Genomic DNA, 22,878 nt, shown 5'->3' on the forward strand with positions numbered 1-22,878 from the left:
TCAGGTGACGGTCGGATCCCCGAGGGCGAGCTCCGGCGGCCGTCCCCGCCGCCGGGTGATGACGACGGCCGCGGAGCCGAACGGAGACGCCGCGACGCCCGGACGCGACATCTCGAGCCGCAGTTTCAGCGCACCGGTGACGTCGAGGTCGATCGCGGCCGGCTTCCCGAACGCCACTTCGTGCTCGGACCGGGGCCTGCCGTCGAGGAGCACGCGGAACCGGCCGACCTGGAAGGGATCGGCAGCGTCGTCGAGCACCCCGGCGACGGTCGAGAACCGCTGGTAGCGGCCGCCGAGGTCGACCTCGACGTACCCCGGCGCGGCGCTCGAACGCAGCACGATGCTGTCCTCGTACCGCACGCCGTCGATCCAGGCCGCCGTTCGCTGCACCCCGGAGCTGCTGCCGGTCCACCGCAGCTCGTTCGCGAGGACCGGCTGCGGCTCCTGGGACCCGCCGAGCCACCGGCCGCGTGGCGGCATGGGGTGCTTCCCCCGCCCGGTCATCGCGGCGAGCAGGTCGGCGACGCCGTCGTCGGTGAACTCCGTGATCTCGTACCGCGTCATCGAGTAGGGGTTGAGGAACTCGGGAATGTCGTCGATCGACCCGCCGGGCAGGACGACCGGCAGGACCCGCCGGGTGCCGTCCTGGAGGTCCTTGGTCAGCTTGTTGCGGATGATGGCGGTCTCGAACTGGGCACCGCGTCCTTCGTCCGGTGGTGCGTCGCCGTCGGCTCGAGCCCGGTACAGGGGAGAGGCCACGACGAGGATGAAGTCGGCCGCCTTGAGGTGCCGGGTGGCCCACAGTGACCAGTCGATGCGGTGGTTGTCGTGCCACTGGTCGAGCACGACTTCGAGGCCGATCCGGCTGTGCAGGAAGGTTGCGAACTTCCGGACGTGGTCCTTGTGCTCCTGGGTGTCGTGCGAATAGCTGACGAACACCCACGGTGCCTCGTGCTCGGGCATCGGCTTCCCCTCGGGATCGGTCGGTGATTCACCGATCCGGGAGATCGGTACTCCGGAAACACTTCGCGGCTTCGCTCTCGGCTTCCGACTGTCATGTATCGGCGTTAGGGAAATTTGTCAAGATGCGTTTTCCGGCGGCAGGTCGGACGTGGCCAGTTATTGTCCTGGATCTGTCAGGTTTGCCGCCTTCTTCGCCGGTGGCAAGCGGATCTAGTATGACATCCGCCTGGTGGGGAGCGATGAAGGAGCGTCAGCACGCGTGTACCAGTACGACGTCTTCATCAGCTACCAACGTTCGGGCAAGGATGTCCCTTCGTGGGTGCGAAATCATTTTCACCCGCGGTTGACCGAGGTGCTCGACAACAACTTCTACCGAGACGTCCGGGTTTTCTATGACGACCGGATCCCGACGGGTGCGAACTGGCCCGAGCAGCTGCGGTCGGCGCTTCAGCGCAGTCGCGTGCTGGTGCCGGTGTGCTCTCCGAAGTACTTCAAGGACGAGTGGTGCTTGGCCGAGTGGCACTCGATGGCGGAGCGGGAAGTGCTCGGCCAAGACTCGCAGGAGAGCCCGCCGCAGCTCATCTACCCGGTGATCTTCTGCGATTCGTGGAACTTCCCCGACTACGCCAACGCGCGGCGGATGCGTGACCTCCACAAGTGGAACCAGCCCTTCGAACACTTCCAGACCGCACCGGCGTACCTCGACTTCAACGAACAGATCGGGCAGATCGCCAAGGAGCTGGAGGAGCTCATCGAACGGGCGCCGGACTGGCGTGACGACTGGCCGGTGCTCACCCCGGCCCCGGAACCGCCGAAGCGGGCACGGATGCCGAGGTTTTGATCCATGCCGGGATCGGTCTTCACGTTCTACTCCTACAAAGGCGGGGTCGGCCGGAGCTTCACCCTGGCCAACATCGCCGTACTGCTTGCGCGCTGGGGCCACCGGGTGCTCTGCCTGGACTGGGACCTCGAAGCGCCCGGCCTCGGCGACTACTTCCGGGAACAGCTACCCCGCGCGCCGCGCGGAGGTGTGGTCGACCTCGTCGACGACTTCCGCGCCGGCCGTTTCGAGCCGAAGAAGTACATCCTTCCGCTGAAGAACGTGGACGTGCTGGACTTCATCGCTGCGGGCCGTGAGGACCGCGGGTACATCGGCCAGGTGCAGGGAATCGACTGGGACGGTCTCTACGACGAGGGCTTCGGCGAGTACCTCGAAAAGTGCCGCGACCAGTGGACCGCCGAATACGACTTCGTCTTCATCGACAGCCGGACCGGGATCTCCGACATCGGGGGCATCTGCACGGCGCACCTGCCGGACCACCTCGTCATGCTGTTCACGGCGAACAGGCAGAGCATCGGCGGCGCGATGGACGTCGCCCGGCGGGCGGACGCGGCCAGGAATCTGCTGCCGTTCGACCGCTCGCGGCTGACCGTCCTGCCAGTGCTGTCGCGGTTCGACAGCCGGGAGGAGTACGGCCGGTCGGAGGAGTGGCGGAAGATCGTCGTCGGCGAGACGTCCGAGTTGTACCGGACGTGGCTCGACCAGTCCGTCGCGCCCGCGACGATGTCCCGCCACCTCACACTGCCGTACGTGTCCTACTGGAGTTTCGGCGAGCAGTTGCCGGTGCTGTCGGAGAAGACGCCGAGTGCGGACCAGATCGGGTTCGCGCTGGAGACGGTGGCAGCGGTGATCGCGTGCCGGCTCGACCGCACCGACCTGCTGGCCGAGAACCGAGACGCCTACGTGTCCGCAGTGCGGGCGAGCCGGCAGGAGTTCAAGCACGACCTGCGGGTCAGCATCCCACGTTCGTCGGTCGGCATGGCGAACGAGCTGGTCGCCGAGCTGGAGAAGCTCGAAGTCCGCGTGGGGAAGTCGCTGTCGGGTGATCGTTCACTGCTTGCGCGGGCCGAGGACGACGCGCGGCACCTGTGCCTGCTCGTCGACGGCAAGGTGAGCCGCTGGCAGGCGGCCGAGGTCGAGCTGTTCCTGCACCGCACCCTCGGCCAGGACCGCCGGGTGATCCCGATCTTGACGGCGGGTACCGAGGCGGGGATGCTGCCGGGCTACGTCGGCAACCTCAGGTATCTGCGCTTGGGCGCTTCCCGCGGCTCGGCCGAGGTGGCCCGCGACCTGGTTGGCCAGCTGAAGGGCTTCACCCCGCTCGTCGAGACGGACGACGACCTCGACCTCGCCACAGTGCTCGGCCAGGCGCGCGGATCTCGGCTGCGCCCGTCCCGTTGGGACCTGGTGGACGAGCTGGTCACCGCCCTGCAGTCGGCAGTCGGGGCCGGTGACGGCGGGCGGACGAAGGAGCTCGCGGCGGACCTCGCAGTGGCAACCAAGCCCCGGCCCCCGAACGGCGACGACCAGCACGCGGCACCGCCGAGGGTCCGCCAGTCGATCGACTGGCTCCTGCGGACCCTCGAGGCCCGCGCAAAGACCACGACGCAGCACCCGAACCACCGGAAGGATCTCGGATGACCGACCGCTTGGGACATCACCAGACTGCGGCGATGTTGACGCTGATGGCGCTGGGCCGCCAGGTACTCAATCCGGAACTGAAGGAGCTGGTGGGCTTCACGCTCACGGGTAAGGATCGCACGCAGCTGCAGGACGGCGGGTACATCACGAGTGTGCAGGTCAGTAAGCCCGGCCGCCCCTACGCCCACGAGCTCACCGAAGACGGATGGGCCTGGTGCCTGGAGGAGCTCGCAGTCGGTAGCCCGCCGGAGACGCGCGCGCAGAGTCACCTGTGTTCCGCGCTCTACGTGTTCGCCAGCCGACTCGGCGAGCACCTCGGGCGCCGGAACCTGCAATGGGCCGACATCATCCCGGGCCCGGCCAAATCACTCGAGAACCGCATCCGGACCGCCTACCTCGAGCTTGTCAGTGAACCGCGCGGCTGGGTCGCTCTGGTGGACCTCCGGCCGAAGCTCGGCGGGGCACCCGCGGAGGAGGTCGACGTCGTACTCAAAGAGCTGAGTCGCACAGGCAAGGCGCACCTCGTGCCGGAGGAGAATCGCAAGGCCCTCACCACCGCCGATCACCAAGCGGCGATCCGCATCGGCGGTGAGGACAACCACCTCATCTCGATCGAGGCATCGTGATGGACGAGCTGACGGCGCTGGCAACACTGCGGTTCGACTGGGCGGACACACCCGACCATGTCTGGCGGGATTCGCCCTACCACGTTGACGGGCTGCACGCCGATGCACTCGACGCACTCGACACCGGCATTCGCGACGCCATCGCCAGCGACGGACCCAGCCCCATCGGACTCGTTCTGCGTGGGCTGAAAGGCGTCGGCAAGACCCACCTCCTGGGCCTCGTCCGCAGGCACGTGCACCGCGCGCGGGGATACTTCTTCCTCGATGACGTGACCGCCGCCGAAGCGTTCTGGGACAACACGGCCGAGGCACTGCGTCGTGGCCTGTCCCGGCTGGACGAATCGGGCGAGTCGCAGCTGAAGAGCTTTCTTCTACGAGTGTGCTTGCGAGCTCAAGTCGGCGCCGATGTCACGACGACCATCCGGCGTGGGCGCGGGCTGAAGGTGGACGACCTCGAAGCCTTCGTCGACGGAGTACGTCGCCTGGACGAGATGGTTGCCGATCGGTGTGAGGACACCGCGCGAGCGCTTGTGCTCATCGCCAGCCGGGACCGCGGTTCAAAATACATCGGTGAGGATTACCTGGACGGAAACGACGAGCTCACCGCCGAAGCTCGGGAGTGGAATATCTATTCACGGCCCAAACCCTCGCGTGTGCTCGTCGAGGAGATCACTCAGCTCCTCTCCCTCACCGGTCCGGTCGTGATTGCCGTGGATCAGCTCGACACGCTGGTCGCGCGATCGATGAGGCGCACTCAGGAGATCGGCGACAGCGTCGAGGAGGACCTGCTCGTGGCGCAGATCGCCGACGGGCTCATGGGGCTGCGGGAGGTCACCCACAAGACCCTGACCGTCTTGGCATGTCTGCCCAGTACTTGGGAACAGATCAAGACGAAGGCGGCGGGCACCGTTCCTGACCGGTTCCGGGAGTCGGTGACGCTCGGCCGGATCACCGACGCCGGCGTCGGTCGGGCCTTGGTGGAGAAACGGCTCGGGGTGGCCTACCAGGCCATGGACTTCATGCCACCCCATCCGACCTGGCCCGTCGCTCCGTCGGCGTTCGAAGGAACGTGGGAACAGTGGACCCCGCGGGAACTTCTGAAGCGCATCGGCGCCCACATCGACGTGTGTCTGCGCAGCAAGCAGATCCGGGAACTCAGCTCTTTCGACGAGCGGGTCCCGGTGGCAGTGGCCCCGGTGCGGACGGCCCTGGAGAACGACCGCTTCGGCGAGCTCGACACCGAATTCGAGAGGGTGAAGGCGGAAGTCGATCCGGGAAAGCTGCTCACCGAAAAGACCGAGGACAAGGTGATGCCAGGTCTTCTGTCGGCCGCGCTGCGTTGCTGGATCGCCGAAGTCGGCGACGACGACCTGGAATGGTCGTGCGAACACCAGAACGGGCGCAGCGAGGTGCACGCCTGGCTCACCCGGACAATCGACGAGACGGCCGACCTCCAAGAGCACTGGGCGTTCCGGGCGATAGCCGCTCGGCAACCCCTCGCCGCGCTGAGCCGGTTCCGGAAAGCTCGGTCCGCCGCGGGACAGCGGCTGGGGGTGGACAACCGCCATCTCGTGATCATCCGCGAACCGAAGTGGTCGCGGGGCGAAAAGACCCAGCTGGAACTCGACGAGTTCCGGAAGGCGGGCGGCCGGAGCATGCCGCTCTCCGACAAGGACGTGCGCACCTTCTGGGCCCTCGATCGAATGCTCGGCAACGGTGGCCGTGAGCTGCACGAGTGGCTGATCGACCGCCGTCCCGCGAGCCGGTCGGATCTGTTGTCCGCCGTTCTTCCGGAGAAGCCGTCGGGGCAGCCCACCGAAGGGACGCATCCGCCGCCGGTGGACGGGGAGATCACGCTCGGCACCGTCGTCGGCTCGGGGGAGCCGGTGCGGGTCGAACTCTCCGCCCTCCGCAAACACGCCGCCGTGTTCGCCGGTTCCGGTTCGGGGAAGACCGTGCTGCTCAGGCGGATCGTGGAGGAGTGCGCTCTCCTGGGGGTCTCCGCGATCGTCCTGGACCCGAACAACGACCTCGCCCGGCTCGGTGACGCCTGGCCCACGCCGCCCGACGGCTGGGGGCCTGACGACGCCCAGCTGGCGAAACGGTACCTGGCCGAAACCGACGTCGTCGTCTGGACACCGGGCCGGGCGACCGGGCGGCCGCTCGCGTTCCAGCCGCTGCCGGACTTCGCCGGCGTCCTCGACGACTCCGACGAGTTCGCGGCGGCGGTCGAGGTGGCGGTGGCGACACTGGCGCCCCAGGCTCGGCTGACCGGGAGCACCGCGAAGACGAACATCGGGCTCGCCGTGCTGCGGCAGGCCGTAGTGCGGCACGCGCGGACCGGGTCGCGCAGCCTGCCCGAGCTGATCGAGCTGCTGACCGAGCTGCCCGAGGACGTCAGCAACCTCAACGACGCCCCGCGCATCGCGGCCGGCTTGGCCGAGGTGCTGAAGGCGGCGATGGTCAACGACCCGCTGTTCGCGGGCGGCGGCGAGCCGGTGGACCCGGGCGCGCTGCTCACCCCGGCTCCCGGCAAGCGGGCCCGGGTGTCGGTGATCAGCTTCGTCGGCCTGCAGGCCGACGAGCAGCGGCAGAACTTCGTGAACCAGCTGCAGATGGAGCTGTTCGCGTGGATCAAGCGCAACCCGGCGGGCGACCGGCCGCTGGGCGCGTTGTTCGTGATGGACGAAGCCCAGACGATGGCGGCGTCGGGCACCCTTACGGCGAGCACGCGCAGCACGATCGTCCTCGCCTCGCAGGCGCGCAAGTACGGCTTGGGCCTGCTGTTCGCGACCCAGGCGCCCAAGGGGCTGCACAACCAGGTGGTCGGCAACGCGATGACGCAGTTCTTCGGCCGCCTGAACAGCCCGGCCCAGATCGCGGCGGCCAACGACCTGGCCCGGGCCAAGGGAAGCCCCGTCGCGGACATCTCACGCCTGGAGCGCGCCCAGTTCTACGTGGCGGGGGAGGCGTTCGGGTTCCGCCAGGTGGCGACGCCGCTGTGCCTGTCCTACCACCCGGCCAGCCCCCTTCGCCTGGAGGAGGTGATCGCCCGGGCGCGCGATGAGCAGGAGTGACCCGGCTCGGTCTCGGGTCCGGTCGCACCCGGGACCGAGCGATGGGTCTGCTTGGGCGGCTTCCACCGGCGCTCCACCGGCATAGCCTTCCTTGGCGATTCCGGTCACACCGCTGTGACGACTTGCCACACGATCGCCAGCAACCCGACGACGATCGGGTGCACCGCGACCGCGGCGCGGGCTAGCGAGCGCAGCACCAGGACGACGCTGCGATCGCCCACGCAGGCCAGGCGGGCGATCCCGTCGCCGTAGGCGTACGCGAACGGGGACGGGGTCCCGCCGTCCCGGCGACGCGTGCGGCTGATCCAGAACTCCGGGAGCACCAGCACCGCCGCCACCAGGGAAATCGTCTCACGGACGGGCTCGACGAGCGTCCGGAGAACCACGGGGAGGGCGAACCGGACGGCGAGGCAGGCCACCACGACGACGAATGCCGACGTCGCCAGCGCGTGCGGGAAAGCCGGCCACATCAGGCACCGCCGGCGACGTCTTCGGCGATGTGCGGGCCCTCCTGGGCCGGCCGCGCGGTGTCACCGTTGCGGCCCGGTTCGAACGGCAGTCGGCGCGCCGCGTCGGTGCCGGTCAGCACGCGGCGGATGGACGTCTGCATCCACTGCATCATGACCCGGACCTCGTCGTCGATCTGCCAGCGGTCCAGCGCGTCGGAGCCGATCAGCTCGGTGACGAAGTTCAGGACGTCCTTGCGGTGCGTGTCCCGCTCGGCCACCAAGGCTTCGACGACCGCTTGGACGTTCCGCGGGTTCTGCGCCAGCTGCAACGCGAACTGGTCGAGGTCGCCCTGCTCGATCAGTTTCTTGAACGCCCGGACCTCGGCGTCGAGCCGGAGGGCGCGCTCGGTCTGGGCGTCCATCCTCAGGCGCACCAGGACGTTCGTCGAGAGCCCGTACTCCGCCCGGAGCCAGCGCGAGTCGAACTGGGCGGCGTTTGCCGCCTTCTCGGCGGTTTCGACGTCGGAGGTCTCGAGGGTCCGGCTCGCCTGCCGGAGCCCGGCCAGCAATTGAGGGACGACGAGCGGGCGGATGTCCCGGAGTCCCTTGGTCACGACGGTTTCCGGGTCTTCGACCCGCCACTGGACGTCCACCTCGGTGCGGAAGACGAACGCGTCGCCGGCACTCGGCAGCGTGACTTCCAGGCTGAGGTTGCGCAGCGAGAGGTCGACGTCGTACACCGACCGGTAGCCGCCCCAGAGCAGTTCCCCGGTGGTCGGCTGTTTCGTCCAGGAGAAGACGTCGAGCCGGCCGTCTCGTCCGACGAACACGCGGGCGACCCAGGGCCGCTGGGCCTTGTGCCTCCGGAGCAGGCTCAACCGGCTGACCCGTTCGGCACCGACGATCGGCGCGTAGGCGGACGCGGCAAGCGTCCGCACGGTCGACTCGTAGTTCCGCTCTGCTGCCTTCTGCCAGCCACCGTCGGCCGGCGCCTCCGCGGGGGCGCCGGCCGGCGCGCTGGGTGGCGGAGTCGCGGTCCGCTCGCGTTCTTTCCCCCCGGCCTCGGGACTGATCGTCTTTTCGGTCATACCGCCACCCTCGTTCCTTCACCGTTCCGCAGCGCCGTGCTCAGCCGAGCCGCGACTTCAGGCCGCAGCGGGTCCGCCCAGTCCTCGGTCAGCCGGCCGAGCAGGTACTGCAACCGTTGTGCGTCGCCGTCGTGGACCACGAGCCCGGCCATGAACCTGGCCAGCACGTCGAGCAGGGCCGGGTCCCGCTGGCTCGAGCGGACCCAACGGGCCAGCAGGAACCGGGCCAGGTCGTCGCCGTCCCGGGACCGCAGGGCCTTGGCCAGCAGCTCGGTGATCCGCCGGGCGGTGTCGTCGTCCTGCGCGCACAGCGCCAGCAGCAACGGCCAGCGCTGCGCGCCGTGGGGCAGGACCGGCCGGTCGTTCTCCATCGACACCGACAGGTAGTCGAGTTCGAAGCCGTAGAAGCTCGCCAGGTGCCGGAGACTGGTCAACGCGAGCCTGCGCAGGCTGCTCCGCTTGCTCGCCAGCCACCGGCGCAGATGATCGAGCACCTCGGGCACCTTGCCGAAGGCCAGCAGCTTGGCCACGCTGAAGCCGGCGATCCAGACGACCTCGTCGTCGCCTCCGCGAGCGAGCGGATGGGCGCGCTCCGACGGTGTGCCCAGCACCCGCAGCTCCTCGAGTGCTTCGAGCACGCGACGGCGCCCGAGAGCGAAACCGTAGGTCGCCGCCGCTGTCCAGCGCTCCTCCGCTGTCCCGAACCGGCGCCACCAGCGGAGTCGCTCGATGATCGCAGGCCGGACACCGTCGTCCTGAGCCGCCTGGTCGAGGGCGATCGCGGCGGACCGCCGCCGGAGGGACTGGAAGTCGTCCCAGTTGTCGGAGCAGGCGTTCGGTTCGATCATCTTGGTGAACACGGTGACGAAGTCCAGCCGGCCCAGGTATCCGATCGCCTGGGCGGCCCGAACCCACATCATCGGCCTGCTGTCCTTGCCGACTTCGGCGAACCACGGCTCGAGCGCGGTCCGCAGCCGGTGGTGGTGGCGCCAGACGTGGTCCAGCACCGCGGTGGGGTACCGCGGGTCGTGGAATTCGAGGAACTCCATCGGGATGAGCTCACGGCCGAAAGTCGCGTGCCCGCCGACGATCTTCGCGCGCAGCGCGGGCAACCGGTTGCTCCGGTCGTCCGCGAACAGCGACATCTCACGTTTGTCCTTGTCGGTCCCCTTACCGGTGAACTTGCGGCCCAGCGCCTCTGCGGCTTCGGCAACCAGCGTGTAAGGCGACCGGTTGAACACCGCCAGCGCGATCCGGAACGCGGCCAGCCGCAACGCCTCGTTGAGCTCGGGGCCGGGGGACAGGCCGAGCAACTCGCCGAACCACTCGGTCACCTGCTGGCCGACGGCCTGCTTGGCGTCCTGTTCGACTTCCTCCCGGGTGCTTTCGCCGCGCGCGTGCTTGGCGAGCAGCGTGGCCATCCAGGCCGATTCGGACGGGCGGGGGCACGGCCCCAGGGCCTCCGCGGTCCAGGCGGCTTCGCTCAGCCGGCGCAGGTTCCGTGCGAAATCCGGGGGATCGGCAGGCCGGATCTCATGCTCGAGGTGCTTTCGGAGCAGGTCCTTCGGGTCCGGCGCCCGGTAGTCGAAGGCGTACCGGCCGAAGGCGCTGACGTGCCGCGGGTCGACGGCGGCGACCAGGACGCCGTAGCAGCGGGCTTCCTCCAGTTTGCCCCTGAACTCGTCGAGGATGGCTTCGGTGAGGCCGCCGCTGACCCGGCTCGGCAGCTCCACCACGTAGCCGGCGTCTTCTTCCCGGAGCTTCCCGGAGGCGAGCGACTTCGCGGTCTTGCCGCACCCGAGCCGGAAGACCCGGTTCGGCGCGAGCCGGTCGAGCAGGTGCATGGCCGTGGTGGTGCGTCCCGTTCCCGGCTGACCCCGCAGCAGGATGACGCGCCGTTTCTCCAATGCGTCGTACATCTCCGGGTACCGGTCGACCGCGAAGTACCGTTCCCTCGTCCAGCGGAGGACATCGCCGGGCACGGGGCCGGCCGCGGGCGCCGCCTTCTCGCCGAGGAACAGCTCGTAGTTGTCCCCGACGTGCAGGTCGCGGAGGTTGGCCGTGCCGATCGAGACCCGCGCCTTCGGGGCGAGATCGGGCGAGTAGAACTGCTCGCCGACGGACATGGCGTCGTTCACTTCCCGCCCGTTGTCGGACGAGAGCCGCTTGTCGCTGTCGCGGCCGCCGTCGACGGGTTCCTTGCCCGGCTGCAGGCCCGCTCCGCCGGTACCCGGCTCTTGAGTGGCCGGTCCCTCGTTCTCGGCGGCGCTCATCCGAACAACCCGTTGCCGTGGTACACCGGGCCATTGACGTACGACCCGTGGATGACGGCGCTGCCGATGTTCGAGACCGGCCCGTTGACCACCCCGGCGGTGTGGGCGGGCGGCGCCGTGGCCTTCGTCTGCCGGGCGCTGCTCGCGTGCGGAGCCATCGCGTACCCGGGCACGCGCAACCAGGATTCCGGCTCGGTGCCGGTGCGGCGGTAGCTGTCGGGATGAACCATGCCGGCGCCTGAACCGGCCACGAACCGCCGGTGCACGGCCTCGGACACGACGACGACCACCGGCGCGTCGGCCACTCCGGCGAGCACGGCCGAAGCCGGTTCGCCCGTGGCGAGCCTGCGCGCCGCGTCGAGGTCGCGGCCGGCGGCGATGCCGACGGACACCGTGACGCGCCCGGACGTCCCGACCGCCTCGTGCAGGTGGTGCACCCACACCCCTAGCACGAAATCGCCGGAGACGGCGGAAGAGAGCGGAACGACGAACGCGTCGCCGGTGCCGGGAACGTGGTCCGGACGGGGGATTCCCGCCGCGTCGAACGACGCGAGCGCCGCCGCGCGAGCGCCTTCCGAGCCCGCGGCCGGGGCCACCCAGATCGTCAGGTCTTCCGGTTCGATCAGCCTCGACAGCCGTTCGGCGGAGACGCCGGGTACCCGGATCCAGGCTTTCTCCCGGAATTCCTTCTCCGGCTCGTCCACCAGGACCGGGGTGAAGTCCGCGGCGGACAGAGTGGTGAGCCGCTGCCGGACGGAACCGAAGATCGGTTCGGAAAGGACCTGGACTAGGTTTGCTTCGGGAACCAGCGCCAGCGCGGCGCGGGACGGCTTGGCGTCGCGCAGCCGGCAGACGTGCACCGGGCCGTCCGCGGCGTAGCCGCAGGCCGCCGGGACCGCGCCGCCGTGGTGGATCGCCAAGCGCAGCCGCAGCCGCGCGTTCGGCAGCCGGTCGTGGTTGAACCGCCCGAGCCACGCGTCGAGTTCGCGCACGAACGGATCGACCAGCGCGAGCTCGGCTCCGCTGTCGGCGATGAAGTCCAGGAACCCGTCACCGGCCGGCTGCCGGTGCCACGCCGCGGGATCCAGGCCCGCGGCCGCCCCCGCCGCGTCCACTGCGGTGGTGAGCGCCTGCTGGAGATCGAACTGCTGCTGCCCGTCGCGGCTGCCGTACCGCCAAGCGTCGACGGCGAGCAACAGCATCCTGGTGAAGTCGATGTGGTCCGGCAACCCGTCCTCCTCCGAAGATCGGTGACCCTCCGGTGGTCCCGAGCCCTAACTCTGAGCCACGTCTTCGTCCCTGATCCCGTATTGATACGGGTTCGCCCGGTCGGCTACGCCGAACCGGGACAGCCCCGCGAGGTCGTCGACTACGATCCGTCGGGATTTCCGGTGCACCAGACCGGATCGGTGCAACCGGTGCAGAGCTTTCTCGAACGTCGCCAGCGCGACCCCGGCCAGCGAAGCGATCTCGGTCTGCGTCAGCCCGACGTCGAGATCCCAGCCGTCCGGTGTCCGGACTCCGTAGGCGCGCGCGATTTCGGCGAGGACCCGGCCGACCCGCACCGGCGCAGGGCACGCGACGAACTCCGCCCGGCGGACGTTCGCTCCGGACAGCCGCTGGCTGAGCGAGCCGGCCATCGCGGCCCACGCGTCGGGCCTGCGGTCGAAGAACGTCGTCAGCTGCGCGTTCCCGATCAGTTTGACGCGGGCAGGCGTGCAGGTCACCACGTCCGCGGAGCGTCGGCGGTGCTCCAGCATCGCCATTTCGCCCAGCAAGTCACCGCGGCCGCGCAGGCCGAGGAGGACCGGCCGGCCGAACTCGGTGTCCACGAACACTTTCACCAGCCCGTCGAGCACGACCAGTACGTGGTGGCTTTCCTCCCCCTGCCGGAAGACGTGCTGGCGCGCGCCGTAGGTGACCGTGGTGCCGAGTTCGAGGAACCGTTGCCGGGTGCGGGCGGACATGCGGCCGAGGAGGCTGCCGTCGGGCCAAGGCTGCTGGTTCAGCTCCGCTCCCTCCCTGGAGTGCCGCGGACGTCCATTGCGCCCCGCTCACGACGGTGACCACCACCTCAGAGGACGGGATCGCGCGGGAAAAGTCACCAGCGGAGAACCCATCGGAGGACGGCGTGACCGCCTGGCGGGAGCGGGAAGCTGGGCGGGAACGAGGGGAGCAGCGCGATGCGCAACGGCAGCACCAAGGCGCCGGCCGGGCTGAAGGGCGGGGTGGGCCGCTGGGAAGCGGAGCTCGGCACGGCCTTGACGACGGTTTCGTTCTTCCAGGGCGCGGTCCAGCACGCCGACGACAAGGTGCGGACCGTCGTCGCCGTGCAGACGATGATCACCGCGATGGTGACCGCTCAGGCCGGGCTGCTCGGCGCACCGCGTCCGGCGTCCGTGCCGCGGCTCGCGGTGTTCGCAGTCCTGCTCTGTTTCGCGATTGCGTATGCCTACTCGTCGTTCCACCTCGTGCAGGCCTTCCGGCCGCGGACGCGCGCGCCGTCGGCGCGGAATCGGTTCGCCTTCCCCAGCGTCGCGGCCGGCACCGCCGATCCGGTTCTCCGGACCCTGCGCGACCAGTGCGCCCAGGCCCACGAGCTGGCCGGGCTGCTGGCGGCTCTGGCGCTGCGCAAGCACCGTCACCTGCGGTCCGCGCTGGCCGGAACCTACGTCCTGTTCGCCGGGGGACTGGGAATGCTGGTCCTGACGGCGGTGTCCTGACGTGGCGGTCAACCGCCCGCCACGGCGGCGAGCCGCGCCTGGTCGCGGACGCACAGCCGGCGGTACCCGGTCTCGACGATGTTCTCGCGGCGCAGAAGCGCGAGGGCGCGGTGCACGGTCGGCTCCGCCGCGCCCACCAGGGCGGCGAGTTCGGGCTGGGTCAGCGAGACGCCGAGTTCGACGGTCGAGCCGGCCGGGACCCCGTAGGACGCGGCGAGCTCGACCAGCACCCGGGCGAGCCGGATCTTGACCTCCCGGCTGCCGAAGTCGATCCGGCGGCGGGTCGCCCAGCGCAGCTTGGCCCCCACGCTGCCGGACACCGCCAGCGCCAAGGCCGGCGTCTCCGCCAGGCACCGCCGGAACTCGGCCTGCCCGGCGGACCGCGCGCGCACCCGGCCGGCGGTGGTCACCGTGGCGATCCGGGGCTGGCCGTCGAGCGCCGCCAGTTCGCCCACCAGGTCCCCGCCGACCCGGATGGCCAGCAGCGCCAGCCGGCCTTCCGGCGTCGTCCCGGTGACCTTCACACAGCCTTCGACCAGCAGCAGCACGTGAGTGCTCGGCTCCCCTTCGCGGAGCAGTACGGTCTCGGGGCCGAATTCGCGTGCGGTGCCGAGAGTCAGCAACGCCGAGGCGGCTTTCGGTGGCAGACCCGCCAAGAGGCTTCCCGGCGGGAACCGCGTGAGGTGATCACTCAACGTCACACTCCCCTCACCCAAGCGCATACTATGGTGTGAGAGGCCGTCGGCAAAGGCCCAGAGGTGAGATCGCGGCGATCCTGCGCGTCCAATCCGGCGAGCAGTTTTGACCCGCCCAGCGGCTGACGAGCCGACCGGCGCCGCGGAAGCCGGGCCGGGCTGCGTCAGCCGGTTCCGGGCACGAAGTCCGGCGCGTGGCCCCGGCCAAGCCGGGGCCACGAGTCACGTCACACGTGGCGGAAACACAAGGTGCCCCACTGGAAACCGGCGCTGATCGACGACACCACGTACGTGTCTCCGGGGGCGACCGCCCCGCGCCGAAGCGCTCGTGCAATGCCGTGAACACGCCCGCCGATCCCGTGTTGCCCAGGCTCTGCACCGTGATCGGTGCCCTCGCCAACGGAACCCCGAGCTTGTCCAGGGCCGCCTGGATGATGTTCAGGTTCGCCTGGTGCAGGAAGAAGTGCGTGACCTCCTCCACCGGTACCGCCGCGTTGTCCGTCGCCCGGAGGATGCTGTCCGGCAGGCAGCGGGTCGCCGTGTTCCAGACCGCTCTGCCGTTCATCTTCGGGTATTCGCCGGCCGCCGGGATCTCGACGTCGTAGGACAGCTCCGAGCCGAAGTCCCAGCCCAGCAGGCCGCCCTGTGGCGCCGATGCGCGCGTCAGGATCGCCGCCCCCGCCGCGTCGCCGAAGAACACCCTCGTCGTGCGGTCCGCCGAGTTCGTCACCCGGGCCGCGCAGTCGGCCGCCAGCACCAGGACCGTCCGGGCCGCCGACGTCTGCGGCAGGTGCGCCGCCAGGAACAGTGCCTGGACCCCGTTCGCGCACGCCGTCTGCGTGACGTCCAGTGTGAGCGCGCGGTCCGCGCCCAGCGCCTCCTTGACGATCAGGGCCGTCGACGGCAGCGGCTGGTCGGAGGTGTAGGGCCCGACGATGATCGCGTCGACGTCGCGGGCGGTGACGCCGGCCGCGGCCAGTGCCGGGCGGGCCGCCGCCACGCACATGTCCGACGTCGCCCGGTCCGGCGCCAGCCGGCGGCGGGCGCGGATGCCGGTGCGGCTGACGATCCACTCGTCCGAAGTGTCCAGCGTCGCCGCGAGTTCGGCGTTGGTGACGACCTCCGGCGGCAGGTGGACTCCGGTACCCGTGATCGCGACGGGAACGGGCAGGCCGGTCACCGGGCCCCTCCGGCGTAGACGTTCCGGGACGGGTGCAGCTGCCGGTCGAGGTCGGTGTAGAACCGGCCGGACCCGCAGGGCTGGCCGAGCAGGATGCGCCGGGCCGCCTCACCGCACAGCGCCCCGCCGAGCGCGACGCCGGACGCCAGCTGCGGCCAGCTGCTCAAAGTACGGCCCAGCTCGCCGAACGACGCCGCCAGCTCCAGGTTGATCCGCTCCGCGTCGACCATCGCGAGGATCAGCTCGACCTTCTCCCGGCGGCCGAGCTCGAGCAGGTCGACGGACTTCACGTCGCCGAGCAGCCCGTGCAGCAGCGGCCGGTCGGGCTCTTCGTCGAACCGCTCGACGTCGAGCATGCCGCGGTCGTTGCAGTCCATCACGATCAGGATGCCGAGGTCGCCCGCGTACTCGCGGGCCGCGATCTTCACCCACGGTGTGTCGCACTCCTCGACGAGGAGGTCGATCCCGCCGCGGAAGAACTCCTCGATGGTGTCCGGGTTCAGGCCGTCGCGCTGGATCTCGATGTCGAGGTACGGGTCGATCTCGACCATCTGGCGCGCCGACAGCACCGCTTTGTTGACGCCGAGGTCGTGCACCCCGCCGCGCAGCCGGTTCAGGCTCGACAGGCCGAAGTCGTCGAAGTCGGCCAGCCGGTACGCACCGCCGATGCCTTCCAGCGCGAACGTCAGCGCCGCGCTGTTGCCCACCGACGGCCCGATGATCCCGATCCGCTTGCCGAACAGGCTGCGCTGCTCGGGCCGCTCGATCCGGCCCCGGTTACGGTCGGTGCGCACCAGCCGGAACTCCTCCCGGGGCAGCACGTGCACGAGCCGCCCGGACCACGGGTACCAGGCCAAGGTTCCGTACGCCCACCGCGGAACCCCGGCCAGCTGGTCGTCCTTGAGCCGCTCGATCTCGGCGGCGTCGCGTCACGCCGGTTCGCGGTTGCGGACGAGTTCGGTCAGCTGGTCGTCGATCGTGTCGTGGACTTCGCGGACGTCGCCGGAGGCCAGCAACGCGTCCAGCGCGCCGCCGGCGGTGTGCAGCACCGGACGCCACCCGTCGCGGTCCGGCGCGGGCGCGCCGGCCAGGGTGACCGGCGCGGGGGCGTGAGCCTTCGGCGCGGCGACGGCGGGCGCCGGGCGGCCGACGATGACCGGGAACTCGTCCCGCAGCCGCGTGACGAGCTCGTGGTGCCGCCCGGCCCCGTCGGCGACGCGGTGCAGCATGATCACGACGTCTTCGGTGTACTGCGGGACGTACCGGCGGGTGCCGCGCACGGGCCGGAAGCCGAACCGTTCGTGGAACCGGTCCTGGACGTCCTTCGTGCCGGACGTGCCGATCATCGCCCGCGCGCCGAGGTGGTGGGTCGCGCCGATCGCCAGCGCGTTGAGGTACTGCCCCAGTCCCAGCTTCCGGGCGCGGTGCTCGACCACGAGCCGGCTGTGCTCGAACACGCCGGCCTCCGGGAAGCCCTCGGCGGCCAGCAGTTCCTCGTAGCGCTCGCTCCCGAGGAACTCGCGCGACTGGTACGGCACGCCGGCGTCCGGTGTGGACAGCCGGATGTACCCGAGCGGCAGGCCGGCCGGGCTCTGCCGGTCGATGAAGTGCCTCGCGCCGAAGTCGAGGGCCTGGTCGTCGGCGTGGGTGCCGTCGGCGCGGCGGAAGTCCGGGCGGCGGCCGTGGTCGAACAGGATCCGCGCGCGGAGTTCGCGGACGGCCCCGAGCATCGACCGGTCGCCGCGGAACGCCGTGACGTGCCAGTCCGGCGTGGCCGTGCCCGGACCGGAGTGGTTCAGGTGGGTCAAGTCGAGCCTTTTCTCCAGGAGGTGCGGGCGGAGGTCGCCCGGAAGAGGCCGGTCCGGACGGCGTGGTCCGGACCAGGGCGGGCGAACAGTAGCAGCGGCCGACCGCCCAGGCGTGAGGGTGTGAAATCGACTGCGTGCGGCCGAGAAATCCGTTATCCGCAGGGAAATCGACGCCCGGTGATCTCCGTGTCCGCTAATGATGAAGATCGACGACGGTCTTCCACCCGAAGGGGCGGCGGGCCGTTCCGGACGGGTGCCGGGGCGGTTCACGGTGCGGCTTCACCCCCGCGGGGGAGAGATCATCTTGCCGACGTCGATTCGGGCACCTCCTGTTCGACGTGAAGGTGACGACGACGCGAAGGAGGCGGTCAGCGATGACCGGACCGATCAGGCTCTACATGACGATGTCGCTCGACGGCTTCGTGGCGGGGCCGGACGACCGCGCGGGACAGGAAATGGGACGCGGTGGCTTCCGCTTGTTCGACTGGCTGGACGACCGCCACGGCGACGGGCCGAGCAGGCAGGTGTTCGCCGAGGCGATGGCGACGGGCGCGCTGATCTCCGGCCGGCGGACGTTCGAGCTGGCCGGCCGCTGGGGCGGCGACCACCACGACGGCGTCCCGATCCACGTGCTGACCCACCACGTCGACCCGGGCGACACCCCGCCCGGGAGCGCGCGGTTCTTCACGGACGTGGTCGCGTGCGCGGAAGAGGCGCGCGCCGCGGCGGGCGAGCGCGCGGTCATGGTCCACGGCGCGGGTGCGGCGCAGGCGCTGCTGGAAGCGGGGCTGCTGGACGAACTGGAACTGCACGTCGTGCCGGTGCTGCTCGGCGCCGGCCGCCGGTTGTTCGGGGACGGGGACCTGATCGAGCTGGACCTGGTGCGGCAACTGGCGGATCGCGGCGTACTCCACTTGCGGTACGTCGTGCGCCGGTGACGGGCGCTCGGTCCCGGGGCGCGGCACGCCCGGGACCGAGCGGCGGATCAGTCGGCGTCCGGGAAGTGGATGTCGGCGACGTGGACGTCCACGGACGCGACCTCGAGACCCAGGTACTGCTCGACCGCTTCGACCACCTGGATGCGGATCTGCTCGGCCAGCGTCTTCACGGCGCGCCCGAACTCGACCACCAGGGTGACGGCGATCGTGGCGACCTCGCCCTCGACCTCGACGGAGGTGCCCGCCTCGTCGAGTTCGTACACGCCTTCGGCCTTGCGGGCGACGCGGATGACGATCTTGGAGACCACGCCGTCGGCCACCGTGGTGCTGCCGCGGGTGCCGGCGGCGGGCCGGGATGCGGTTTCCTCGGCGGCTTCGGTCTCGGCAGCGACCGCCTCCGGGACCTCCTCGGCGGCTTCGATCTCTTCCGCGACGGCCTCGTCGGCGGTGTCGGTGTCCTCGTCGGACTCGGACTCGGCCTCGTCGGACTCCGACTCGACGGCCTCGTCCGCAACCGCGTCGCCGGACGCCTCGTCGGTGTCGTCCTCTTCGGTCTCGGCGGTGTCGTCGGCTTCGGAAACGTCAGCGGTCTCGTCGACGGCGTCCTCGGTCTCCGTGGCGTCCTCGGCCGGCTCGACCGTCTCGGTCTCGGTCGTGTCGACGGTTTCGGTGGCGGCGCTGCCGTAGCCGTAACCTTCTGAACTGGGCGTTTCGTTCTGGGCGCGACCGAAGATGCTGTTGATGACGTCGGACATGTTTTCCCCTTTTCGGGAGCGACGACTACGGATGGGGACGAGCTGAGACGGCGACACTATAGGGGTATCGCCGGTGACCTTCGCCACAGACCCCCAGGTTCGAGACTCGCTTGTGTCCCAACAGATATCCGGCGCGAGACAACGCTCTCCAGGTTGACTGGACCTGTGATCACGGTCCGTCAGGCGGGGGTGAGCGATCAGTGATGTCGACCGGGAAATGGCGTCCGGGAATTGTCCACTTTTTGACCCCTCGGCATTCCGTCAGCCATTCCGGAATAGCCCGGCGGGAACGCTCGTGCCCACCGCGCGATACCCCGCGGGATTGAGGTGCAGGTGGTCGCCGACGTCGTAGGCGGGCAGCAGGCGGGTCGGCGCCGCCGGGTCCCGGACCACGCGATCGAAGTCCAGTACCGCGTCGAAGTGGCCTCGGATCCACGTGTTCACCGAAGCCCGCGCCGCCTCGCGCAGCGGGTCGTCGTAACCCTCGTTGCCGCCGAACGGGGTCAACGTCGCGCCGTACACCAGGATGCCGGCCGCGTGGGCGCGGGTCAGGATCTGGTCGTACGCGTCGATGAGGTCGGACGCCGTCCCGGCGGCGGAAGCGGGGGCGGCGGTGCCGAGGTCGTTGATCCCCTCGAAGACGATCGCCCGGGTGACCCCGCTCTGCGCCAGCAGGTCGCGGTCCAGGCGGGCCAGGACGTTCGGGCCCAGGCCGTCCTGCAGCACCCGGTTGCCGCCCGCGGCCTGGTTGACGACCGCCCACGAAAGCCGTGACGCCAGCACGTCCGGCCAGCGGTCGTTGCCGTTGGTCGTCGAGCCGCGCCCGTCGGACAGCGAATCGCCGATCACCGCGACCGCCGACGCCGGCGAAAGCACCTCGACGCCGCTCAGGAAGTACCAGTGGTCCACCGGCGTGGCGCCCGGCAGGTCCGAAGCGGACACCTGGTCGCCCGGCACCAGGTACGACGTCGTGCGCGAGCCGGGGTGGGACGTGATCGACAGCGAACTCTGGCCGTGCGCCAGGTAGGTCGTCACCGTGACGTTCTCGAAGGGGCGCACCGGGAACGGCAGCGGATCCGACACCACCTGCGCGCCCACCGGGATCGTCGTCGAGGCCTTTCCGTGGAACGTCACCGGCATGACACTGCCCGGCACGACCGCCGGGACGCCCGCGCGCCCGTCGAGAGGACGTGCCACCGAGACGGCCGAAAGAGGCAGCGGCGCCCCGCCGAAGGCGTTCGAGAACCGCAGGCGGAGGCGAGGCCCGCCGACGGACACGTGCGCCGTCTGGCGCACGGAAGCGTTGTCCAGCACCCGGTCGGTCCCCGTGTACGGCGCCGGCGGCAGGTTCGACGGCTCGGTCAGCTGCGGCATCGACGTCCAGGTCGCCACCCACTGCGACGCGGGCGGACGCCCGGACGCGCCGACGAACAACGCGGTCAGGACGGCCAGGACGACGATCACCGAAGTTCGTCTCATGATCCGAACTCCGGCGTCAGGACGCGGTCGAAGCCGACCTCACGGCGCGGCCCGGTCAGCGTGCAGTGCAGGGTCGCCGCGAACTGTTCGCTGGACGTCCCGACCCGCAGCTCGACGTCGCCGGGTTCGACCAGGCGCCGGCCCGACCGGCCCGTGTACGACGTCAGGTCCGCGTGCAGGCCGATGTCCACGACGGTGGTCGTCCCCGGCTCCAGCGAAACCCGGCGGGCCGCGATCAGCTGGCGCTCGGGACGCACGACCTCCGCCACCGGGTCGTGCAGGTACACCTGGACCACTTCCGTCGCGGTCCGGGCGTGGTCGTTCCGCAGCGTCACCCGGACCCGGCACACGCCGTCCGTCGGCCACAGCGAACCCGTCGCGCTCACGTCGACCCAGGTCGCGGGCGCGTAGGACAACCCGTGCCCGAACGGGAACAACGCCGACGGGTCGACCGTGCTCACCTCGCTGCGGCGGCCGAGCGGCGCCGCGAGGTAGGTCGAGGGCTGGCTCGCCCCGGCCGCCGGGAAGCTCACCGGCAGCCGGCCGGACGGATCGATCCGTCCACTCAGGACACCTGCCAGCGCCGGAGCGCCCTCTTCGCCGGGGTAGAACCCGGAGACCACCGCGGCGAGCCGGGAGATCTGCCGGGAGAGCTCGTAGGGGCGTCCGGAGAGCAGGACCAGCACGACCGGCTTCCCCGTGGCGAGAAGCGCTTCCAGGAGTTCCTCCTGGCGGCCCGGCAGCCGCAGGTCCGGCGCGTCACAGCCTTCACCGGACGTCCCGCCGCCGAACAGCCCGGCCTGGTCGCCCAGGACGGCCACGCACACCGACGCGTCCGCGCACGCCGCCACCGCCTCCTCGATCCCGGCGTCGTCGCCTCCGACGACCGGGCAGCCCAGCGCGTACGTGACGTCGAAGGACGACCGCAGCGCCTCCACCACCGTGGGCACCGAGACGCCGAACGGGACGTCCGGGTGGTGCACGCCGACGTGCAGCGGGAACGAGTAGCAGCCGAGCATCGCGCCGGGTGCGTCCGCGCGCGGCCCGACCACGGCGACCCGGGTGCCCGGCGCCACCGGCAGTGTCCCGTCGTTGTGCAGCAGCACGATCGACTTCTCGGCCACCTCGCGCGCCAGGGCACGGGAGCCGGGGTCGTCGAGGTCGATCTCCTCGGGAACCTCGGGCGCCCAGTCCGCGTCGAGCAGCCCCAGCTCGCACTTCTGCCGCAGCACCCGTTCGAGGGCGCGGTCGACGGCGGCGGCGTCGACCGCGCCCCCTTCCACCGCGGCGAGCAGCGGCTCGCCGTAGCAGTCCATGGTGGGCAGCTCCACGTCGATGCCCGCGGTCAGCGCCTGCGCGGCGGCGTCGGCGCGGTCGGCCGCGACGCCGTGCAGCCGGTGCAGGAACGCGACGGAGAAGTAGTCGGAGACGACCGTGCCGGTGAAACCGTAGGTCTCCCGCAGCAACTCGGTCAGCAAGGCCGGGTCGGCGGCACCGGGGACGCCGTCGATGTCGGTGTAGGTGTTCATCACCGACCGGGCGCCCGCGCGCAGCGCCAGCTCGAACGGCGGGAGCAGGACGTCCGCGATCTCCCGCGGCCCGGCCGAAACCGGCGCGAGGTTGCGCCCGGCGCGGGAAGCGGAGTAGCCGACGAAGTGCTTCAAGGTCGCGATCACGCCGGCGGACTCGAGCCCGGCGACGTACGCGCTGCCGATCGCGCCGACCAGGTACGGATCTTCGCCGATGGTCTCCTCGACGCGGCCCCAGCGCAGGTCGCGGGCGACGTCGAGGACCGGTGCGAGCCCCTGGTGCACGCCCAGCTCCCGCATGGTCTGCCCGATGCGCGAAGCCATCCGCCGCACCAGGTCCGGGTCGAACGTCGCGCCCCACGACAGCGGCGCCGGGTAGATCGTCGCCTGCCACGCCGCGAGCCCGGTCAGGCATTCCTCGTGCACGACGGCGGGGATGCCGAACCGGTTGCTGGAGACGATCTGGCGCTGCGTGCGGGCGAGGCTGTGCGCCCCGATCAGCGGGTCGACCGGCCGGGTGCCGAAGACGCGGGTCAGCTGCCCGATGCCGTGGCGGACCAGGTCGTCGAGGTCGACCGCGGCGTCGACGAAGTCGTGCTGGTGCGGGGCCATCTCCCCGCCGGAGTCGATGCCGACCCAGACGCCGTAGAGCTGGGCGAGCTTCTCGCGGAGGGTCATCCGCGCCATCAGGGCGCGGACGCGCTCGCCCGGGTCGGCCGCGGTGTCTCGCCACGGCTCGGGGGCCGCGGCAGGCTGCGTGGTCAAGGCTTTCCGCCCTTCGTCAGGAGGGAGCTTTCGGGGGTTCCGAGTGGC

At 70.6% G+C, this 22,878-nt stretch carries 19 protein-coding genes; 6 read left to right on the top strand and 13 right to left on the bottom strand.

The genetic code is table 11. The features are described 5' to 3' along the window. Nucleotides 1-963 (bottom strand): SEFIR domain-containing protein, encoded by a 963-nt coding sequence (locus QRX60_RS36720; RefSeq protein ID WP_285996042.1) that lies wholly within the window; start codon nucleotides 961-963, stop codon nucleotides 1-3. 259 nt (nucleotides 964-1,222) lie between these two features. Here QRX60_RS36720 and QRX60_RS36725 point away from each other — a divergent pair, with 259 nt between their 5' ends. Genes QRX60_RS36725 through QRX60_RS36740 form a run of 4 tightly spaced genes read left to right on the top strand, consistent with a single transcriptional unit; the run spans nucleotide 1,223 to nucleotide 7,148 of the window. Further along, a complete protein-coding gene (locus QRX60_RS36725; RefSeq protein WP_285996043.1) occupies nucleotides 1,223-1,804 on the top strand; it encodes a toll/interleukin-1 receptor domain-containing protein in 582 nt (193 codons plus the stop codon). A 3-nt stretch (nucleotides 1,805-1,807) separates the two neighbouring features. Continuing rightward, nucleotides 1,808-3,445, top strand: a complete 1,638-nt coding sequence (locus QRX60_RS36730; protein ID WP_285996044.1) for a CATRA system-associated protein — start codon at nucleotides 1,808-1,810, stop codon at nucleotides 3,443-3,445. Next, entirely contained in the window at nucleotides 3,442-4,071 is a 630-nt protein-coding gene (locus tag QRX60_RS36735) for a hypothetical protein (protein WP_285996045.1), read from the top strand. The genes QRX60_RS36730 and QRX60_RS36735 overlap by 4 nt, the downstream gene beginning before the upstream one ends. Next, nucleotides 4,071-7,148, top strand: a complete 3,078-nt coding sequence (locus tag QRX60_RS36740; RefSeq protein ID WP_286003777.1) for a helicase HerA domain-containing protein — start codon at nucleotides 4,071-4,073, stop codon at nucleotides 7,146-7,148. The genes QRX60_RS36735 and QRX60_RS36740 overlap by 1 nt, the downstream gene beginning before the upstream one ends. Nucleotides 7,149-7,252: 104 nt before the next feature. Here the strand turns inward: QRX60_RS36740 and QRX60_RS36745 are convergent, their stop codons facing one another. Genes QRX60_RS36745 through QRX60_RS36765 form a run of 5 tightly spaced genes read right to left on the bottom strand, consistent with a single transcriptional unit; the run spans nucleotide 7,253 to nucleotide 12,925 of the window. Next, complete coding sequence (locus tag QRX60_RS36745; RefSeq protein ID WP_285996046.1) at nucleotides 7,253-7,618, bottom strand: hypothetical protein; 366 nt, start codon at nucleotides 7,616-7,618, stop codon at nucleotides 7,253-7,255. Beyond that, nucleotides 7,618-8,685 carry a hypothetical protein gene (locus tag QRX60_RS36750; RefSeq protein WP_285996047.1) on the bottom strand — a complete coding sequence of 356 codons (1,068 nt, stop codon included), beginning with the start codon at nucleotides 8,683-8,685 and terminating at the stop codon, nucleotides 7,618-7,620. Before QRX60_RS36750 ends, QRX60_RS36745 begins: the two co-directional genes overlap by 1 nt. After that, nucleotides 8,682-10,958 (bottom strand): hypothetical protein, encoded by a 2,277-nt coding sequence (locus QRX60_RS36755; protein WP_285996048.1) that lies wholly within the window; start codon nucleotides 10,956-10,958, stop codon nucleotides 8,682-8,684. The genes QRX60_RS36750 and QRX60_RS36755 overlap by 4 nt, the downstream gene beginning before the upstream one ends. Then, nucleotides 10,955-12,187, bottom strand: coding sequence for a hypothetical protein (locus QRX60_RS36760; RefSeq protein ID WP_285996049.1), 1,233 nt, complete (start codon nucleotides 12,185-12,187; stop codon nucleotides 10,955-10,957). Before QRX60_RS36760 ends, QRX60_RS36755 begins: the two co-directional genes overlap by 4 nt. A 45-nt stretch (nucleotides 12,188-12,232) precedes the next feature. Then, nucleotides 12,233-12,925 (bottom strand): Crp/Fnr family transcriptional regulator, encoded by a 693-nt coding sequence (locus QRX60_RS36765; protein WP_285996050.1) that lies wholly within the window; start codon nucleotides 12,923-12,925, stop codon nucleotides 12,233-12,235. A gap of 216 nt (nucleotides 12,926-13,141) precedes the next feature. On the opposite strand from QRX60_RS36765, the gene QRX60_RS36770 reads away from it, so the two are divergent. After that, the gene (locus tag QRX60_RS36770; protein WP_285996051.1) at nucleotides 13,142-13,681 is read left to right on the top strand and encodes a hypothetical protein; all 540 of its coding nucleotides are present in this window, start codon (nucleotides 13,142-13,144) and stop codon (nucleotides 13,679-13,681) included. An 8-nt stretch (nucleotides 13,682-13,689) separates the two neighbouring features. Here QRX60_RS36770 and QRX60_RS36775 read toward each other — a convergent pair whose 3' ends face one another. The 4 genes from QRX60_RS36775 to QRX60_RS36790 form a co-directional block, all read right to left on the bottom strand. Further along, nucleotides 13,690-14,376, bottom strand: coding sequence for a Crp/Fnr family transcriptional regulator (locus QRX60_RS36775; protein WP_285996052.1), 687 nt, complete (start codon nucleotides 14,374-14,376; stop codon nucleotides 13,690-13,692). A 28-nt stretch (nucleotides 14,377-14,404) separates the two neighbouring features. Next, on the bottom strand, nucleotides 14,405-15,556 hold the full coding sequence (locus tag QRX60_RS36780; protein ID WP_285996053.1) for a 3-oxoacyl-ACP synthase III family protein: 1,152 nt from the start codon (nucleotides 15,554-15,556) through the stop codon (nucleotides 14,405-14,407). After that, nucleotides 15,553-16,413 (bottom strand): ThiF family adenylyltransferase, encoded by an 861-nt coding sequence (locus QRX60_RS36785; RefSeq protein ID WP_285996054.1) that lies wholly within the window; start codon nucleotides 16,411-16,413, stop codon nucleotides 15,553-15,555. Before QRX60_RS36785 ends, QRX60_RS36780 begins: the two co-directional genes overlap by 4 nt. Before the next feature lie 72 nt (nucleotides 16,414-16,485). Next, complete coding sequence (locus tag QRX60_RS36790; protein ID WP_285996055.1) at nucleotides 16,486-17,364, bottom strand: hypothetical protein; 879 nt, start codon at nucleotides 17,362-17,364, stop codon at nucleotides 16,486-16,488. 374 nt (nucleotides 17,365-17,738) lie between these two features. On the opposite strand from QRX60_RS36790, the gene QRX60_RS36795 reads away from it, so the two are divergent. After that, complete coding sequence (locus QRX60_RS36795) at nucleotides 17,739-18,302, top strand: dihydrofolate reductase family protein (protein ID WP_285996056.1); 564 nt, start codon at nucleotides 17,739-17,741, stop codon at nucleotides 18,300-18,302. Nucleotides 18,303-18,349: 47 nt separating this feature from the next. Here QRX60_RS36795 and QRX60_RS36800 read toward each other — a convergent pair whose 3' ends face one another. The 3 genes from QRX60_RS36800 to QRX60_RS36810 form a co-directional block, all read right to left on the bottom strand. Next, entirely contained in the window at nucleotides 18,350-19,057 is a 708-nt protein-coding gene (locus QRX60_RS36800) for an Asp23/Gls24 family envelope stress response protein (RefSeq protein WP_285996057.1), read from the bottom strand. Between the two features lie 261 nt (nucleotides 19,058-19,318). Continuing rightward, nucleotides 19,319-20,521 (bottom strand): SGNH/GDSL hydrolase family protein, encoded by a 1,203-nt coding sequence (locus tag QRX60_RS36805; RefSeq protein ID WP_456298899.1) that lies wholly within the window; start codon nucleotides 20,519-20,521, stop codon nucleotides 19,319-19,321. Nucleotides 20,522-20,532: 11 nt separating this feature from the next. Further along, on the bottom strand, nucleotides 20,533-22,830 hold the full coding sequence (locus tag QRX60_RS36810) for a beta-xylosidase/alpha-l-arabinosidase (RefSeq protein WP_285996059.1): 2,298 nt from the start codon (nucleotides 22,828-22,830) through the stop codon (nucleotides 20,533-20,535). Nucleotides 22,831-22,878: the final 48 nt, after the last annotated feature.

This window comes from Amycolatopsis mongoliensis (genome assembly GCF_030285665.1).
Classification (GTDB): Bacteria; Actinomycetota; Actinomycetes; order Mycobacteriales; family Pseudonocardiaceae; genus Amycolatopsis; species Amycolatopsis mongoliensis.